Genomic DNA, 16,624 nt, shown 5'->3' with positions numbered 1-16,624 from the left:
CCACCCGCCCGCCGTCGACGCCCGCCGAGCGCTGCCGGGGTTCGTGGTGCTGACCGACGTCGACCCGCGCATCCACACCGACATCCGGTACGCCACCGCGCACAACTTCGTCGGCCGGCCGATCGCGGGCTACCCCGAGCCGTTGTGCCTGCTCACCCGGCAGGCAGCCGAGGCGTTGCGCCGCGTGCAGGACGCCGCGCTGGCCGGTGGGCACAGCCTCAAGGTGTACGACTGCTACCGACCGCGACCGGCCGTGGACGACTTCGTCGCCTGGTCGAAGCGCCCCGGTGAGCAGCAGACCAAGGCCGAGTTCTACCCCGACGTCGCCAAGGACCGGCTCTTCGCCGAGGGTTACGTCGGGGCGCCGACGGCGCACAGCCGGGGCAGCGCCGTGGACCTGACCCTGGTCGACGAGCCCGCCGCCAGCCAGTCGCCGTACCGGCCCGGGCAGCCGCTGGTCGCCTGCACCAGGCCGCACGGTCAGCGCTTCGCCGACAACAGCATCGACATGGGCACCGGCTTCGACTGCTTCGACCCCCGCGCGCACACCGCCGACCCCCGCATCACGGGCGCGGCACGGGACAACCGTCAGATGTTGCGCCGGCTGATGACCGGTGCCGGGTTCGTCAACTACGACCGCGAGTGGTGGCACTACAGCCTGCGCGACGAGCCGTACCCGGACACGTTCTTCGCCGCGCCGGTGGCCCGTTCCTCGGTCGGTTGACGCGCGACCCGGCACCACCGCCGCGGCGCCATCCGGCATGATCAGTTCAATGATCACCGAACGGATCGGCCCCCCGCTCACCGGTGACGAGCGGGAGACGCTGCGCGCCTTCCTCGACTTCCACCGCGCGACGCTGGCCCTCAAGTGCGACGGCCTCTCCGACGAGGAGCTGCGCCGGCAGTCCATGCCGCCCTCCACGCTGTCCCTGCTCGGCCTGGTGCGGCACATGGCGGAGGTGGAACGCGCCTGGTTCCGGCGGGTCATCGACGGCGAGGACGTCCCGTTGGTCTGGTCGCGGACCGGCGACTTCCAGCAGGCGTACGACGCCGGTTCGGCCACCCGAGCCGAAGCCTTCGACGCGTGGGAGCGCGAGGTCGAGCACGCCCGCCGGATCGAGCGGGCCGCCGTGTCGCTCGACGTGACCGGGCACAACGTCCGCTCCGGCGAAACCGTGTCGCTGCGACTGGTGATGCTGCACCTGATCCACGAGTACGCCCGGCACAACGGCCACGCGGACCTCCTCCGCGAGGGCATCGACGGCACAGTCGGCGCGTAAGGCGGCCCACTCTCCCCGGCGCTGCCCGCCGTCGATCATGGAGTTGTGGTGGTGCCTGCCGTCGATCATGGAGTTGTGGTGGGGGACAAAGGCCTCTCATACGGGTGAACCGGGCACCACAACTCATGATGACCGGGTGGGGCGGGGTTGACTGGTGGGGTGGAGAGTGGGGGGTTGCGGCGGGCTTACGGTGGGGTTTTTGCCGAGATCGACGCCGGGGATCTGGGGCCGGCCCCCGCCGGGCAGCTCAGCGCCGAGCAGATCGTGGCGCATCTCGTCGCCAACGACGAGCTGATGATCCAGGCGACCCAGGCGTTGCTCGCCGGTGCGCCGTTCGCGTACTACGAGCTGGAGGAGGACGTACATCGTCCGCAGCTCGACGCCCTGGTCGCCGAGCAGGGGGGCCTGCGCGGCCTGACCGCGGTGCTGCACGACACCAGCGACCGCCTGTGCGCGTTGGTCGACCAGCTCGGCCTGGCGGCGGACACCCCGGTCGAAACGCACCTGCGGGAGGGCTTCGACCTCAGAGTCGACGAGCCCCTGCCCTGGTCGCGCACCCTCGACCTGCACGCTCGCGTCCACCTTCCCAAGCACCAGGCCCAACTGCACCTGCTCCGCACCTGAGTGGCGCTGTGCGGCTGCCGGGCTGAGCGGGTCGGACGGTCAGCCGAGGGTCCACTGCTGGGCGGGGCGGCCGTCGCAGGGCCGCTGCCGGATCTCGTCCCCGGGTTCGTCGCCGTCGTCGTCGGCCTGCCCGCACTTGCCGCTGTGCGCCGCGACCAGCAGCACCGGGCCGGAGCCGGTGGGGGACAGCCGCCACTGCTGGTTGGCCTGGCCGTGGCACGGGAACTGGAGCATCTGCGCGCCGTCGTCCGTGCTGCCACCTCCGACGTCGAGGCACTGCCCGTAGGCGGCGTTGGTCAGCGTCACCACGTCCGCGCCGGCCGGGTTGACCACCCACTGCTGCTCCGGGCCGCCCGTGCACACGGCCAACGTCGCCTCCGCCTCCTCGTCGGCGCCGTCGAGCCCGAGGCAGAGTCCGGAGGTGACCCGCAGGGTCCGAGGTCCGGTGGGCGGAGCGGCCGGGGTGGTGGCCGAGGGGGTGGGCGACGGCTCGACCGAGGGGGTCGGGCTCGGCTCGGCCGCCAAAGTGGTGGGATCCGCCGCGCTGGACGGCGCACCGACCGTGGCCGGCACCACCGGCTCGTCGCCGCCGCCGAGCAGCCCGGTGGCGAACGCCACCCCGAGGAGTGCGCCCACCAGCGCGACCGCCAGCGCCACCCGCAGCAGCGGATCGGCCAGTGGGCCGGAGCGTGGCGCCCGTCGGCCACCGCCGTAGACGGTGCCGGCGGGGTCGGGGCGTTCCTCGGGCGTGGACATACGGGCCATCCTCACCCACCCCGGCGCGCCGGTGCCAGTCCGACCCCACCGAGCGGGGTCAGCGGGTGGGCTGCGGATCGGTGACGTCGGCCACGGTGGCGCCCAGGGCGGTGATCGCGGCGTCGGCGTCGACCGCGATGGCGAGGCCCCGCTCGCCGGCACCCAGGGTGATCTCCCGGCCGCGCAGCCGCTCGTCCGCGATCACCGGCCAGGCGGTGCTCGCGCCGAACGGGGTGATCGTGCCGCGCTCGTAGCCGGTGGCGGCTAGGGCGCCGGCGGCGTCCGGCATGGACAGCCGGTGCACGCCGAGCAGGGTGCGCAGCTTGGGCCAGGAGATGACCCGGTCTCCGGGGGTGAGCACGAACAGGTGATCGTCCACACCCCGACGGACCACGATCGTCTTGACCACGTCCGGAACGGCCACGCCCCGGGCGGCGGCGGCCTCGGTCAGGCTGCCGACGGCACCGTGGCTGACCAGCCGATATGGCAGTCCGGCGGTGTCCAGGGCGGCGATCGCGGGCGACGGCATGCCCGCCACGGTAACCGCCGGACCTGCTGACGGACGGAAAACAGCCACCGACGACATCCCACGGTTTTCCGGGTCCAGGCGTAAGGTGATCACATGCGCGCGGAGCGTGTGAATCACCCCAATGACCATGATCAAGCGGTGGACACGCTGCGGCGGTCGTACGCCGCGGTGCCCACGGGCGAGCCTGTCCGGCTCGCCAAACGCACCTCCAACCTGTTCCGCCCCCGGTCCGCTCCCCGGACCCCGGGCCTCGACGTGAGTGGCCTCAACCGGGTGCTGTCGGTCGATCCGACCGGGCGCAGCGCGGACGTGCAGGGCATGTGCACGTACGAGGATCTGGTCGACGCCACCCTGCCGCACGGGCTGATGCCGCTGGTGGTGCCGCAGTTGCGCACCATCACCCTGGGCGGTGCGGTGACCGGCCTCGGTATCGAGTCGACCTCCTTCCGCAACGGCCTGCCACATGAGTCGGTGCAGGAGATGGACGTCCTCACCGGCACCGGCGAGATCATCAGCGCCCGTCCGGACGGGGAGCACGCCGACCTGTTCACCGCGTTCCCCAACTCGCTGGGCAGCCTCGGCTACGCCACCCGGCTGCGCATCGAGCTGCAACCGATCGGCCGGTACGTGGCGTTGCGCAACATCCGGTTCACCCAGCTGGAGGCGCTCACCGACGCGATCGCCGAGGTGACCGCGACCCGGTCCTGGGCCGGTGAGCCGGTCGACGCGATGGACGGGGTGATGTTCAGCCCCGGCGAGGCGTACCTGGTGCTGGCCACGTTCACCGACGCGGCCGACCCGCCCAGCGACTACACCGGCCAGGGGATCTACTACCGGTCGCTGCGCCAGCGCACCCGCGACGTGCTCACCGCGTACGACTATCTCTGGCGCTGGGACACCGACTGGTTCTGGTGTTCGGCGGCGTTCGGCGCGCAGCACCCGGTGGTGCGCCGGCTCTGGCCGTCGCGGTACCGGCGCAGCGACTTCTACCACCGGCTGGTGCGTCTGGAGCACCGGCACCAGGTGGCGGCGCGGATCGACAGGTTGCGCGGCCAGCCGGCCCGGGAACGGGTCGTGCAGGACGTGGAGATCCCGCTGGAACGTACGGCCGACTTCCTGCGCTGGTTCGCCAGCGCGGTGGGGATGAACCCGGTGTGGCTGTGTCCGTTGCGGTTGCGCGAGCCGGCGGGTCCCGGTTCCGCGCGGTCCTGGCCGCTGTATCCGCTCCACGCGGGGCAGGACTACGTCAACATTGGGTTCTGGGGGAGCGTTCCGATCGCGCCGGGCGCCGCTGACGGCGACGTCAACCGCATGATCGAACGCAGGGTGTCGGAGTCGGGCGGGCACAAGTCGCTCTACTCCGACGCGTACTACGACCGGGACGCCTTCGATCGCCTCTACGGCGGCGACACGTGGCGCGCGGTGAAGGACCGCTACGACCCGGACCACCGGCTGACGGGACTGTACGAAAAGGCGGTAGCACGAGCATGAGCCTGACCGACCGAGACCAGGGGGCGGCGAGCGTCCCCGCCACCCCGCCGGCGGGGGGCCGGCGCACGGGTCCGACCGTCGCGGACGTCGTCCGCGCGGTCACCGCCGGGCCGCTTCCGGTGCGGATCACGGGGTACGACGGCAGCGCCGTCGGCCCGTCGGACGCCGGGATCACCCTGGCGATCCGTTCCGAGCGGGGGCTGTCGTACCTGCTCACCGCCCCCGGCGACCTGGGCATGGCCCGGGCGTACGTCGGCGGTGACCTGGCGTTGCAGGGGGTGCACCCGGGCGACCCGTACGAGGCGTTGCGGGTGCTGAAGGACGAGCTGCGGTTGCGGCCACCGTCGTTGGCCGAGGGGCTGGCGCTGGTCCGCGGGCTGGGCTGGGAGCGGCTGTTGCCGCCGCCGGCTCCGCCGCAGGAGGCGCAGCCGCGCTGGAAGCGGGTGATGAACGGGCTGCGGCACTCGCGCGTGCGAGACAGCACGGCCATCTCGCACCACTACGACGTCTCCAACGCCTTCTACGAGAAGGTGCTCGGCCCGTCGATGACGTACACCTGCGCGGTCTTCCGGTCTCCGGACGACACCCTGGAGCAGGCGCAGGCGGCGAAGTACGACCTGGTCGCCGGCAAGTTGGCGCTCAAGCAGGGGATGCGGCTGCTGGACGTGGGCTGCGGCTGGGGTGGCATGGTGCGCCACGCGGCCCGCGAGTACGGGGTGAAGGCGCTCGGCGTGACCCTGTCGAAGGCGCAGGCGCAGTGGGCGCAGGCCGCGATCGAGCGGGAGGGGCTGAGCGAGCTGGCCGAGGTGCGGCACCTGGACTACCGGGACGCGCCGGCGGAGCAGTTCGACGCGATCTCCTCGATCGGCCTGACCGAGCACATCGGGGTGCGCAACTACCCGGCGTACTTCGGGGCGCTGCGGGACCGGCTGCGGTCGGGTGGGCGGCTGCTCAACCACTGCATCACCCGTGCCGACAACCGGGCGCCGCACCGCTCCGGGGCGTTCATCGACCGGTACGTCTTCCCGGACGGGGAGCTGGCCGGTTCGGGTCGCCTGATCAGCGAGATCCACGATGCCGGGCTGGAGGTGCACCACGAGGAGAACCTGCGCCAGCACTACGCGCTGACGCTGGCCGCCTGGTGTCGCAACCTGGTGCAGCACTGGGACTTCTGCGTCTCCGAGGTGGGCGCGGGCACGGCCCGGGTGTGGGGGCTGTACATGGCCGGGTCGCGGATGGCGTTCGAGCGCAACGGCATCCAACTGCACCAGGTGTTGGCCACCCACAACGGCCCGGACGGTGTGAACGGGTACCCGCTGCGACCGGATTGGTTGCCCTGACCACCTGCTGACCGCTGCCTGGAAGCCGCGCCGAGAAAGTGGGCGCGGCTTTTGGCGAAGCGATTGACAAACAAGTTTTGTACGTACAAACTGATTTTGCCATGAGAGACGTCCTGTACCTGGAGCAGATCGAGCAGGCCGAAGTCCTGCTCAAGCCGCAGCGCGTCGAGGTGCTGCGGCAACTGGCCGAGCCGCGCACCTGCACCGAGGTCGCGGCCCGACTCGACCAGACGCCGCAGCGCGTCTACTACCACGTCAAGCAGCTCCTCGCGGCCGGCCTGGTCGAGCTGGTCAACGAGCGCAAGGTCCGCGGGATCACCGAGGGCATCTACCAGGCGGCAGCCCGGTCGTACTGGCTCTCGCCCCGGCTGGTCGGGCGGATCGGGCTGCGCAAGGCCCGCGACGAGCTGAGCCTCGGCTACCTGCTCGACCTGATGGAGGAGGTCCAGGCCGACATCGCCGCCCTGGACCGGGCGGTGCCCGAGCTGCCCTCGATCGGGGTCTCCGGCGAGATCCGGGTGCCCGCGGAGCAGCGGCCACAGTTCCTGCACGACCTGCAAACCGCACTTCAGGATCTGTTCACCCGCTACGGCGGCAGCGAGGGCGACGCCTTCAAGCTGGCCGTGGCCTGCTATCCGAAAGGCAACGACAATGAGTGAACCGTTGAAGGTGCAGGCTCGCCTCTCCGCGTCCGTCGGCCGCGTCCGCGAGGCCCTGACCGACCCGGCCGAGCTGCGACTGTGGCTGGCCGAGCACGCCGAGGTCGAGCTTCCCCGGCGGTACGAGTTCTGGGGCCGCTACACGCCCGAGGGCGACGCCCCGCACCAGCGGCTGCTGCACGCCGACGACGACACGCTGCGCTTCAGCTGGCTGCTCGACGGCGTGGAGACCACCACCGAGTTCCAGTTGACCGCCGACGGCCCGGACAGCACCGTGCTGACCCTGACCCAGAGCCACTTCGACTTCGCCGAGGCGATGAGCGGCTCCAGCATCCGGGGCGTGCTCCAGACGTACTGGGCGCTGTCCATCGCCAACCTGGCCGCCCACCTGGAGGGCCAGCCGCTGCTGCCGCGCACCGACTTCACCTCCGCCAACCTGCGCGGTGAGCTGGTCATCGCCGCCCCCGCCGACAAGGTGTGGGAGTCGCTGACCGACTCCGAGCAGGCCAGCGCCTGGTTCGGCTTCCCGATCGGCATCGAGCCCTGGGTCGGCGGCCGGTACGCCATGGGTGGCTTCGACGCGGGGTACGCCGCCAAGGTCGTCGACCTCGAGCCGGGCCGGAAGATGTCCGTCGACTGGGGGCCCACCGGCGTGACGAGCTGGGAGCTGGCCGAGTCCGGTGGCCGGACCACGCTGACCTTCGTGCAGAGCGGCTTCGACGAGGCCACCCCCCCGTACGCGGCCTGGAGCGGATCGGTGGCGGGGCTGTTCGAGCTGCGCCGCTACCACGAGATGCCGGCCTGGCAGCCGATCTGGCTCCCCGCCGAGGTGCCCGGCCTGGAGCCCGAGCCCGCCAGCTGACGTGCTGACCCCCACGAGCGCCGGCCCACCCACCACGGGCCGGCGCTCGCTGGCGTCCTCGTCGGCGTCGCGGGGGTGACTTTTCGCGGTGAAGTGGGTACTGGCGTGCGATGTTCTTCATCTTTGGTCTGCGTACGAAGGTCGACCGGTCCGGTGTCGCGCAGCAGGTCTGCCGACACTGCGGCAACCAGGCCGCGCAGGTGATCACCCGACGATCGACGAAATTCACCCTGTTCTTCATACCGCTCATCCCGATCCGCACCCGGTACGCGCAGCAGTGCACGTTCTGCGGGGCGCAGTACGAGATCTCCAAGTCCGACGCCGAGCGTCTCCCGGTCGGCTGATCCACCGATGGAACGCTTTCTCTGCTGGCTGATCGGTCGACCAGCGCCACCGGCCGGCCCTGCCGTGCACACGGTCGCCCGCCCGCCCTGCACTCCCGGCCGGCGCAGACGTCGTCGCACTCGCCGACCGCTGGCCGGCACCACGCTGCCCCGCTCACCCTGGAACCGTTCCGCCGGCCGCTGACGGAACCGAGGGTCCGGCGGCGCCCACCACGCGGCCGGTGCTCGGCGGCGAGGTCGCGCTGGTGGTACCGCCACCCTCGGTCGCTGTAGAGCTGCCCCGGCAGTGGGGCGCCGGCACCGCCTCGTCGGTCGTGGCTGTGCGGCGTGAACGTTCGGCCCTGGCGGCGTACCGGGGCGGTGGCTAGGCTTTCGGGGTTTGCCGCGGACCGGTCCCCCCGAGGCTGTACCCACGACGAAGAGCCGGAGCGACCGTGTCCCGACAGGACGTGAAGCAGGCTGCGGGGCATCTCCACCCCGTCGGCCCGATGCTCGCGGCCGGGGTCCTCGTCGTGGAGGCGGGCTGGCTGGTCGCCGCCCTGCCCGGAGCCGCCCTGGTCAGTGACGTCGGCGCCTTGCTGGTGGCCGGCTGGGCGACCGTCGCCTGTGCCAGGGTGGCCCGTCGACATCCGACTCCGCTGCGCCGGTTCTGGACGCTGCTCGCCGTCACCATGGCGCTCGCCGGGTGCGGCCGGGCCATCTGGACGACGCAGCGGCTCGTCGGGGACGACCTGCCGCACACCCCGCTGGTCGGGGTGGTCTTCACCGCCGGCATCCTCACCGGCACGGCCGCGCTGCTCAGCTCACCCTCCGCCCCACGGACCGGGGTCGGACGCGCCCGGACGCTGCTGGACGGGGTGATCGTCGCCCTGGCCCTGGTGCCGATCGGCTGGGTGCTGGTGTTCCGCGGGGTGGCCGCCGCCGAGCTGGCCGACCCGGCCCGCACGTTGGGGCTGCTCTACCCGATGTTCGACCTGATGCAGCTCACCATCCTCGTGGCGGTCGCCGGGCCGGTCCGGCCGATGTGGCGTCCCATGAGCATGCTCGCCACGAGCCTCACCATGCGGGTGGTCGCCGACGTCGTCTACGTCTCGCTGGTGGCCCGCGGCGACTACGCCGCCGGGCACCCGATCGACCTGTGCTGGCCGTTGAGTTACCTGCTGATCGGTCTGGCCACCCGGTACCCGCCGCCGCCGGACTGCGACGGCACCGACGACACCGTCGAGTCGCCGTTGCCGCCCTGGTGGCGGGTCGCCCTGCCGTACCTGCCGGTGGGTGGCGCGATCATCGCGGTGCTGCTGGCCCGGCGGCCCACCGGGCAGACCCCGCAGCTGGTCTTCGTCACGATGATGATGTTGCTCGCCACCCTCGCCCTGCGCCAGGGGTTGGCCGCGAACGAGAACCTGCGCCTGGTGGTCCGGCTGCGCCGGCTCGCGTACGGCGACCAGCTCACCGGGCTGCCGAACCGGCTGCTGTTCAACCGGCTGCTGCGCCTCGCCCTGCGAGATGGGCGACCGGTGGCCGTGCTGCTGCTCGACCTGGACGGGTTCAAGCAGGTCAACGACCGTTTTGGGCACGCCACCGGCGACACCCTGCTGACCGGGCTGGCGGCCCGGATGCGAGCGGCGGTGGACGACGACGGCACCATCGCCCGGCTGGGCGGGGACGAGTTCGCGGTGCTTGTCGACGGCGACCGGCCGGTGTCGCCGGAGCGGCTCGCCGAACGGCTGCTGGACGCCCTGCAACCCTCCGACGGCGACGACGACGTCGGCGTGCACCCGTCGGCGAGCATCGGCATCGCCGAGTATGGTCCGCAGCACACCTCCCACACCGACCTGCTGCGCGACGCCGACATCGCCATGTACGCGGCGAAGGCGGCCGGGAAGTCCGCGTACCGGACGTGCACCCCCGGGCTGCGCGAGTCCGCCGTCTCCCGCGCGGAGCTGATCGCCGACCTGCGGCGGGCGGTCGACGAGGAGCAGTTGCACCTGGAGTTCCAACCCATCGTCGACCTGGCCACCGGCGCGGTGCGCAGCGCGGAGGCGTTGGTGCGGTGGCGGCATCCCCGGCTCGGGATGCTGCCGCCGGCGAAGTTCCTGCCGTTGGCCGAGGAGACCGGGCTGATCCTGCCGATCGACCGGTGGGTGATCCACGAGGCGTGCCGGGCGGCGGCGACCTGGCGGGTACGGGCGCCGGAGGCCACCGTGGCGGTGAACATCGCCGCCGCGCACCTGCGCCGGCCGGACCTGATCGCCACGGTCACCGCGGCCACCGCCGGCGCCGGGCTGGCACCGCGCGCGTTGACCCTGGAGTTGACCGAGTCGGCGCTGATCGAGGGCACCGACGCGGTGCTGGAGCGGCTGCACCAACTCCGGGAGCTGGGCATCGAGATCGCCATCGACGACTTCGGCACCGGCTACTCGTCGCTGAGCTACCTGCACCGCATCCCGGCCACCGAGTTGAAGATCGACCGTTCGTTCGTGGCCCGGCTGGGAACCGACGACCGGGCGTACGCCACGGTGGAGATGGTCACCCGACTGGCCGGCGCGTTCGACCTGGCGGTGGTCGCCGAGGGGGTGGAGACCGAACGCCAGCACGAGGCGGTCACCGCGATCGGCTGCCCACGCGGGCAGGGCTATCTGTACGGGCGGCCGGACGGTGCCGGCACGGTGGGTCAGAATCGGGCTTGACCCTGACGTAACGGCAGGCGGGAGCCTGGTTCCCGGAAGGGAGGGGAACCATGGCGTACACGGTGGGTCAGGTGGCGCGGGTCGCCGGCGTGACGGTGCGGACGTTGCACCACTACGACGGGATCGGGCTGCTGTCGCCCAGCGGGCGGACCCCGGCCGGCTACCGCCGCTACAACGACGCGGACCTGCAACGGCTGCAACTCGTCCTGTACTACCGGGAGCTGGGTTTCCCGCTTGAGGAGATCGCCGCGATCATCGACGACCCGGCGGCCGACCCGGCCGCGCACCTGCGCCGTCAACACGAACTGCTGACGGTACGGATCAAACGGTTGCAGGAGATGGTCACGGCGATCGAGTTCGCGATGGAGGCGAGCAAGTTGAACATCCAACTCACGCCCGAGGAGCGGTTCGAGGTCTTCGGCGACTTCGAACCGGAGGAGCACGAGGCCGAGGCGGAGCAGCGCTGGGGTGACACCGACGCGTACCGGGAGTCGAACCGGCGGGCGTCCCGCTACGGCAGGGACGACTGGCTGCGGATCAAGGCGGAGAACGAGGACTGGGGTCGGCGCATCGTCGCGCTGCTGGCCTCGGGCGCGCCAGCGGACAGCCCGGAGGCGATGGATCTGGCTGAGGAGCACCGGCAGATCATCAGCCGCTGGTTCTACGAGTGCTCGTACGAGGTGCACACCGGGCTGGCCGACATGTACATGGCCGACGAGCGGTTCACCAGCCACTACGAGAACATCGCCCCGGGCCTGGCGGCGTACCTGAACGAGGCGATCCACGCCAACGCGATCAGCCGCGCGTGACGCGGTGCGGTCCGGCTAGTCTGGCCGGACCGCACCGCCCCCGGGGGAGATGACCGTGAAGAAGCCGAAGCTGGTCGCCGCTGGCGCTGTCCTCGCCGTGGCGGTCGCCGCCGGGGTGTGGGCACTGGTCGCCTCGGGTGACGAGCCGGGCCGTCCGGCGGTGACCGGGTCACCCGCCGCGACCGACCCGGTCGCTGTGCTGAGGGCCGCCGCGACGATGACCGACGAGCAGCCCTACAGGTTGACGGTGGGCACCGGCGGGACGGCCGACGGCGACAGCACTGTGGTGCTCTGGGATCCGAAGGCTAAGCGCGGTCTGGAGACCACGTCGCTGAAGGTGCCCACCGGCGCGGTGAAGATCGAGCGGTTGACCACCGGGCCGGACGTGTACGTGCGGATCACCGCCCCGGACCGCCGGGTGCCGGTGTGGGACGGCAAGACCTGGTGGCACGTGGGCGCCCCGGGCGCGCCGGCGGCCAAGCAGGGTCTGGACAACACGCGGCTGGCCAGTACGCTGGCCGCGCCGACGGGGGTCCGGCAGACGGGGGTCCGGGACTACGCCGGCACGGTGGACTTGCGCGGTAGCGCTGAGGTGCTGGGCAGCGGCGTCGGCACGGTGCTGGGCGATCGGGCCGGCGCGGTGCCGTTCACCGCGTCCGTCGATGAGCAGGGACGGCTGGTCCGCTACCGCATCGAGTTGGCCAGCGAGCAGTCGCAGACCGCCCAGCTCGACCTGACGTACTCGGATTTCGGGCTGTCGGTGACGGCCGACCCGCCGGCGGCTGATCTGGTGGGGGAGAACCCGCCGGCCAACATCCCCGGCGCCTGACGCCGGTCACTCCTCGACCCTGCGGTTGGCGCCTGCTCCGGCGTCGGGTCCACGCCGGGCTCGTGGACGACCGCGAGCACGACCGCCGCCATCAGCAACTTCAGGACCTGTTTGTCGCTTTTCCTCACGTTTGCACGATAAGAAGCGCGAGGGGGCGCTGAGGTCGCCGGGAGCGGCGTCACCCGTCCGGGCGGCGCGGTCCCCCTCGCCGATATACCTCACCGGTATGAATATGACTCCCTGGTATCACGGGCATCAGCAACCCGGCCGGTCACAACAGCAGATCGAGCAGGAGTACGCCGGCGAAGCCGACCACCGAGATGATCGTCTCCATCACCGACCAGCTCTTGATGGTCTGCCCGACGGTCAGCCCGAAGTACTCCTTGACCAGCCAGAAACCGGCGTCGTTGACGTGCGAGAAGAACAGCGACCCGCAACCGATCGCCAGCGCCAACAGGGCCACCGCCGGCCGGTCCATGCTCGCCGCGAGGGGCGCCACGATACCGGCGGCGGTGATGGTGGCGACGGTCGCCGAGCCGGTGGCGACGCGGATGCCGACCGCGACAAGCCAGCCCAGCAGCAGCGGGGAAAGGCTTGCGTCCTTGGCCGCGTCGGCGACGAGGTTGCCCACCCCGGCGTCCACCAGCACCTGCTTGAACCCGCCGCCCGCTGCCACGATCAACAGGATGCCGGCGATCGGTGGCAGTGAACCGCCGATCACGGAGGAGACCTGGGACCGGTTGAACCCGGCCTGGTAGCCGAGCGTGAACATCGCCAGGATCACCCCGGCGAGCAGCGCCACGATCGGCGTACCGACGATGTCGAGCGTCTTGCGACCGCCGGTGCCCTCGTCCAGGGTCAGCTCGCCGATCGCGCGCAGCAGCATCAGGACCACCGGCAGCAGCACGGTGATCACCGCAGGCCAGAACGCCGGGGTCCGCCGGGCGGCCTCCGTGCCGCTGTCGTCCACCGGCGCGCCCGGCCGGCCGCCGCCCGGGTTGGCCAGGTCGTCGTCGGTGAGCAGGTCACCGTCCACATCGCGCTGTCCCGCCCCGGCGCCCGCCGTCCGACCGGCGTCGCGGCGGGTCGGCAGCAGGGCGGCGGGCGCGGTCGCCGGCACGTACCGGGCGATGATGGTGCCGAACACCGGCCCGGAGATGATCACCGTGGGGATCGCCACGAGCAGGCCCAGCCCGAGCGTCAGCCCCAGGTCGGCGTTGAGCGAGGAGATCGCCACCAGCGGGCCGGGGTGCGGCGGAACCAGGCCGTGCAGCACCGACAGGCCGGCCAGCGCCGGGATGCCGATCTTCATCAGCGGTACGTCGGTGCGCATCGACACGAGCAGCACGATCGGCACCAGCAGCACCACACCGACCTCGAAGAAGAGCGGCAACCCGATGAGCGCGGCCACCCCGGCCATCGCCCAGGGCAGCGCCCGGCCGGAGACCCGACCGACGATCCGACCGACGATGCCGTCCGCGCCGCCGGACTCGGCGAGCAGGCCGCCGATCATGGCGCCAAGGGCGATCAGCAACCCGACGCCGCCGACCGTCGAGCCCACCCCGGCGGTGAACGAGGTGATCATCTTGTCGGGCGCGACGCTGGCCACCACGCCGAGCACCGCCGCGCCGAGGATCAGCGACAGGAACGGGTGCACCTTCGCCCAGGCGATCAGCAGCACCACGGCGGCGATGCCGAGCAGAGCGGCGATGACGAGCTGGGCATCGCCGGCCGTGGTCACCGGTTCGGCCGGCGCGGCGAGGATGGTCAACGGTTCGGTGAGGGCGGGGGGTGGTGGCACGGGTATCACGACCTTCGGGATGGGGGTCGACCCGATCGGGCCGGCCGAAGGGTTACATCGGGGGTCCGGCGGAGGGTGGCGGCTCCGCCGACAGGCCGGGTGCGAGCCGGCGCATCGAGGTGAAGGTGGGCATCAGCGCGTCGTACAGCTCGGCGAAGAGCGGCAGCAGCGACGCGTACGTGGCGGACGCGGCCGGGTCGGGGTGGACCGTCTCCTCGATCCGCACCAGGTCGGCGGCGACGTCGATGCTGGGAATCAGATTCAGCGCCTGCATGCCGAGCAGCGCCGCGCCGAAGCTCGACCCCTCGTGCCCGCCCGGGAAGCTCACCGGCAGGCCGAGCACGTCGGAGAGCATCTGCCGCCACAGGCCGCTGCGGGCGAAGCCGCCACCGGCACGGATCTCGCGGACCTCGTTGCCGGCCGCGCGTACCGAGGTGAGTACCAGCGCGAGCTGCTGGCAGACCCCCTCCAGCGCGGCCCGTATCAGGTGCTCCCGGCGGTGCCCGTGGGTCAACCCGATGTACGCGCCGCGCGGCAGCGCGCTCCAGTGTGGTGCCCGCTCACTGTGCAGGTACGGCAGCATGATGAGCCCGCCGGAGCCGGCCGGCGCGCGGGCGGCGAGGGCGACCAGCTCCTCCTCGGAGTGCTCGCCGAGATCCGGGGCGAGCGCCTCGCCGGCCCACTTGAGCACGATGCCGCCGTTGTTGATGGCGCCGCCGACGGCCCACCGGTCCTCGGTCAACGCGTAGCAGAACACCCCGCCGAGCGGGTCCACGCCGGGCTGCTCGACCATCACCCGCATCGCCCCGCTGGTGCCGATCGAGCAGGCCACCATGCCGGGGTGCACCGCGCCGAGGCCCAGGTTCGCCAGGGGCCCGTCACCGGCGCCGACGACGACCGGGGTGCGCTGCGGCAGCCCGGTCACCGCCGCGGCCTGCGCGGTCAGCCCGGGCAGCACGGCGGTGGTGGCGACCAGTTGGGGGAGCTGCTCCTCGGTGATGCCGGCGATGGTCAGCGCCTCGCTGTCCCACTCCAGCCGGTGGATGTCCATGAGGCCGGTGGCCGAGGCGACCGAGTGGTCGACGACCAGCGCCTCGCAGAGCCGCAGCAGCACCCAGTCCTTGATGCCGACCCAGTGCGCGACGCTCTCGAAGAGTTTCGGCTCCTGCTCGGCGAACCACAGCAGCTTGGGCAGCGGCGACATCGGGTGTATCGGCGTGCCGGTGCGCTGGTGCAGCGCCAGGCCGGACGGCACCGCCCGCAGCCGCTCGGCCTGTCGGGTCGACCGGGAGTCGGCCCAGGTGACCGACGGGGTGAGCGGGTTGCCGTTCGGGTCCAGGCCGATGAGGCTGTGCATGGCGGAGCTGAACGACAGCCCGGCCACCGGCTGCACCAGCTCCGCCACGACCATACTGATCGACCTGAGCACCGCGTCGAGGATGAGCTGAGGGTCCTGCTCGGCGTACCCGGGCTGCGGGTCGTCCAGCGGGTAGCCGACCGAGTGGCTGCCGAGCTGCCGCCCGTCGGTGTCGTACGCGACGGCCTTGGTGCTGGTGGTGCCGATGTCCACGCCGATGACCACGGCGGGCCGGGTGTCCTGCGGCACGACCCTCACCCCCTCGGTACGGCGGTGCGGCGGCGTCGCCACCCGGCTGCGGCTGACGTTACCGAGACGGCGACCGCTCCGCACGACAGAAACCGACGCAGCAGTATCCGCCTATCGTGCGGGTTCATCCACCGATCGGGTATTTCGTCCGTATCCGGCGTTTCCGGGTGCCGCGCCGGCCCTGTTAACACTGTGACACCCCAGATTGGTGGCCTACGCGGCGAAGGAGTCGGCGTGGCGAAGACTGATTCGACGGGTTCCACCTGGCGGTACCGGTGGGCGCACCGGCAGAACGTGCGGCGGGTCAGCACGTACCGCGGCGCGGAGGCGGCCTGGCGTCGCCGCGACGACGAGTTACGGCGGCTACGCGCACTGGCCGCCGACTTCCAGGGTTCCGCCGCGGCCGGCGAGGGCCTGCCCCTGGAGTTGGCCGCCGACGAGGTGGTGCTCTGGGCGTCGCCCGCCGCGCAGTACGTCGAGGTGCGACACACCACCGTGCTGCCCGCGCCGGACCTCACGGTCGCCCCACCGGACGCGCCACTGCGTCCGCGCCGGCCGGACGGCGTACGCGTCACCGACGCCGGCATGGCGGTCATCACCAGCCGCCGACTGGTGCTGCTCGGCGGACGCGGCCGGCGTGACTGGGCGTACGGCCGGATGACCGGCCTGGCCCACGACCCGGCCGCGCCGGTCACCCTGATCCAGGTGCTGGACCGGCGGCGTACCTCCGGGTTGCTGCTGCCCACCGACGCGGCGCCGGATTTCCGGTTCAAGCTGACGCTGGCCTTCGCCGACGCGATCGAACAGCGCGCCGCGGTGCTCGCGCAGCTCGACGAGCTGATCGCCGAACACGCCCAGCTCAAGCCGTTCCGGCCGGCCGCGGCCACGCCCGCGCAGGCCCGGCTCACCGCGCTGGTGCCCGGTGGGCGGCGGACCGTCGCGGTGGCCGCGGCTGTCGCGTTGCTGGTGCCGGCGGCGCTGATCGAGTCAGACCCGTCGGACCC

General features: G+C 72.1%; 16 protein-coding genes. 12 read left to right on the top strand and 4 right to left on the bottom strand.

The window, feature by feature from the left end; translation table 11 throughout:
- The 3 genes from JNW91_RS21860 to JNW91_RS21850 all read left to right on the top strand — a co-directional run.
- On the top strand, positions 1-724 hold a 724-nt coding region (locus tag JNW91_RS21860), incomplete at its 5' end, for a M15 family metallopeptidase (protein WP_203177354.1).
- A 49-nt stretch (positions 725-773) separates the two neighbouring features.
- A complete protein-coding gene (locus JNW91_RS21855; protein ID WP_203177353.1) occupies positions 774-1,280 on the top strand; it encodes a DinB family protein in 507 nt (168 codons plus the stop codon).
- A 159-nt stretch (positions 1,281-1,439) separates the two neighbouring features.
- Positions 1,440-1,904 (top strand): hypothetical protein, encoded by a 465-nt coding sequence (locus JNW91_RS21850; protein WP_203177352.1) that lies wholly within the window; start codon positions 1,440-1,442, stop codon positions 1,902-1,904.
- Between the two features lie 39 nt (positions 1,905-1,943).
- Here JNW91_RS21850 and JNW91_RS21845 read toward each other — a convergent pair whose 3' ends face one another.
- Together JNW91_RS21845 and JNW91_RS21840 are read right to left on the bottom strand one after the other, a co-directional pair.
- Positions 1,944-2,660: an RICIN domain-containing protein gene (locus JNW91_RS21845; protein ID WP_203177351.1), complete on the bottom strand. Its 717-nt coding sequence runs from the start codon at positions 2,658-2,660 to the stop codon at positions 1,944-1,946.
- 58 nt (positions 2,661-2,718) lie between these two features.
- A complete protein-coding gene (locus JNW91_RS21840; RefSeq protein WP_203177350.1) occupies positions 2,719-3,189 on the bottom strand; it encodes an aminoacyl-tRNA deacylase in 471 nt (156 codons plus the stop codon).
- A 93-nt stretch (positions 3,190-3,282) separates the two neighbouring features.
- Between JNW91_RS21840 and JNW91_RS21835 the strand changes: the two genes are divergently transcribed.
- The 8 genes from JNW91_RS21835 to JNW91_RS21800 all read left to right on the top strand — a co-directional run bounded on the left by JNW91_RS21835 (position 3,283) and on the right by JNW91_RS21800 (position 12,213).
- On the top strand, positions 3,283-4,680 hold the full coding sequence (locus JNW91_RS21835; protein ID WP_203177349.1) for an FAD-binding oxidoreductase: 1,398 nt from the start codon (positions 3,283-3,285) through the stop codon (positions 4,678-4,680).
- Positions 4,677-6,020, top strand: coding sequence for a class I SAM-dependent methyltransferase (locus JNW91_RS21830; protein WP_203177348.1), 1,344 nt, complete (start codon positions 4,677-4,679; stop codon positions 6,018-6,020). The genes JNW91_RS21835 and JNW91_RS21830 overlap by 4 nt, the downstream gene beginning before the upstream one ends.
- 101 nt (positions 6,021-6,121) lie before the next feature.
- Positions 6,122-6,679 carry a winged helix-turn-helix domain-containing protein gene (locus JNW91_RS21825; protein WP_203177347.1) on the top strand — a complete coding sequence of 186 codons (558 nt, stop codon included), beginning with the start codon at positions 6,122-6,124 and terminating at the stop codon, positions 6,677-6,679.
- A complete protein-coding gene (locus tag JNW91_RS21820) occupies positions 6,672-7,541 on the top strand; it encodes an SRPBCC family protein (RefSeq protein WP_203177346.1) in 870 nt (289 codons plus the stop codon). The genes JNW91_RS21825 and JNW91_RS21820 overlap by 8 nt, the downstream gene beginning before the upstream one ends.
- Positions 7,542-7,651: 110 nt before the next feature.
- Positions 7,652-7,885, top strand: coding sequence for a zinc-ribbon domain-containing protein (locus JNW91_RS21815; RefSeq protein WP_203177345.1), 234 nt, complete (start codon positions 7,652-7,654; stop codon positions 7,883-7,885).
- Between the two features lie 434 nt (positions 7,886-8,319).
- On the top strand, positions 8,320-10,575 hold the full coding sequence (locus tag JNW91_RS21810; RefSeq protein WP_309244450.1) for a putative bifunctional diguanylate cyclase/phosphodiesterase: 2,256 nt from the start codon (positions 8,320-8,322) through the stop codon (positions 10,573-10,575).
- 50 nt (positions 10,576-10,625) lie between these two features.
- Entirely contained in the window at positions 10,626-11,384 is a 759-nt protein-coding gene (locus JNW91_RS21805) for a MerR family transcriptional regulator (protein ID WP_203177344.1), read from the top strand.
- Between the two features lie 55 nt (positions 11,385-11,439).
- Positions 11,440-12,213 carry a hypothetical protein gene (locus JNW91_RS21800; protein WP_203177343.1) on the top strand — a complete coding sequence of 258 codons (774 nt, stop codon included), beginning with the start codon at positions 11,440-11,442 and terminating at the stop codon, positions 12,211-12,213.
- Between the two features lie 271 nt (positions 12,214-12,484).
- Here JNW91_RS21800 and JNW91_RS21795 read toward each other — a convergent pair whose 3' ends face one another.
- Together JNW91_RS21795 and JNW91_RS33685 are read right to left on the bottom strand one after the other, a co-directional pair.
- Positions 12,485-14,014, bottom strand: coding sequence for a GntP family permease (locus tag JNW91_RS21795; RefSeq protein WP_309244449.1), 1,530 nt, complete (start codon positions 14,012-14,014; stop codon positions 12,485-12,487).
- A 52-nt stretch (positions 14,015-14,066) separates the two neighbouring features.
- The gene (locus JNW91_RS33685) at positions 14,067-15,620 is read right to left on the bottom strand and encodes a gluconokinase (RefSeq protein ID WP_203177342.1); all 1,554 of its coding nucleotides are present in this window, start codon (positions 15,618-15,620) and stop codon (positions 14,067-14,069) included.
- A gap of 234 nt (positions 15,621-15,854) precedes the next feature.
- On the opposite strand from JNW91_RS33685, the gene JNW91_RS21785 reads away from it, so the two are divergent.
- The coding region (locus tag JNW91_RS21785; protein ID WP_203177341.1) for a hypothetical protein at positions 15,855-16,624 on the top strand (770 nt) is incomplete at its 3' end.

Origin of the sequence: Micromonospora parastrephiae (assembly GCF_016802865.1) — a bacterium.
Lineage (GTDB): Bacteria > Actinomycetota > Actinomycetes > Mycobacteriales > Micromonosporaceae > Micromonospora > Micromonospora parastrephiae.
This window is presented reverse-complemented; position numbering and strand designations above follow the sequence as displayed.

What these genes read in the sequence shown, in the direction of transcription:
- JNW91_RS21855 (WP_203177353.1), top strand. Translation starts at nt 774, where the DNA reads ATGATCACCGAACGGATCGGCCCCCCGCTCACCGGTGACGAGCGGGAG.
- JNW91_RS21845 (WP_203177351.1), bottom strand. Translation starts at nt 2,660, where the DNA reads ATGTCCACGCCCGAGGAACGCCCCGACCCCGCCGGCACCGTCTACGGC.
- JNW91_RS21840 (WP_203177350.1), bottom strand. Translation starts at nt 3,189, where the DNA reads ATGCCGTCGCCCGCGATCGCCGCCCTGGACACCGCCGGACTGCCATAT.
- JNW91_RS21835 (WP_203177349.1), top strand. Translation starts at nt 3,283, where the DNA reads ATGCGCGCGGAGCGTGTGAATCACCCCAATGACCATGATCAAGCGGTG.
- JNW91_RS21830 (WP_203177348.1), top strand. Translation starts at nt 4,677, where the DNA reads ATGAGCCTGACCGACCGAGACCAGGGGGCGGCGAGCGTCCCCGCCACC.
- JNW91_RS21825 (WP_203177347.1), top strand. Translation starts at nt 6,122, where the DNA reads ATGAGAGACGTCCTGTACCTGGAGCAGATCGAGCAGGCCGAAGTCCTG.
- JNW91_RS21820 (WP_203177346.1), top strand. Translation starts at nt 6,672, where the DNA reads ATGAGTGAACCGTTGAAGGTGCAGGCTCGCCTCTCCGCGTCCGTCGGC.
- JNW91_RS21815 (WP_203177345.1), top strand. Translation starts at nt 7,652, where the DNA reads ATGTTCTTCATCTTTGGTCTGCGTACGAAGGTCGACCGGTCCGGTGTC.
- JNW91_RS21805 (WP_203177344.1), top strand. Translation starts at nt 10,626, where the DNA reads ATGGCGTACACGGTGGGTCAGGTGGCGCGGGTCGCCGGCGTGACGGTG.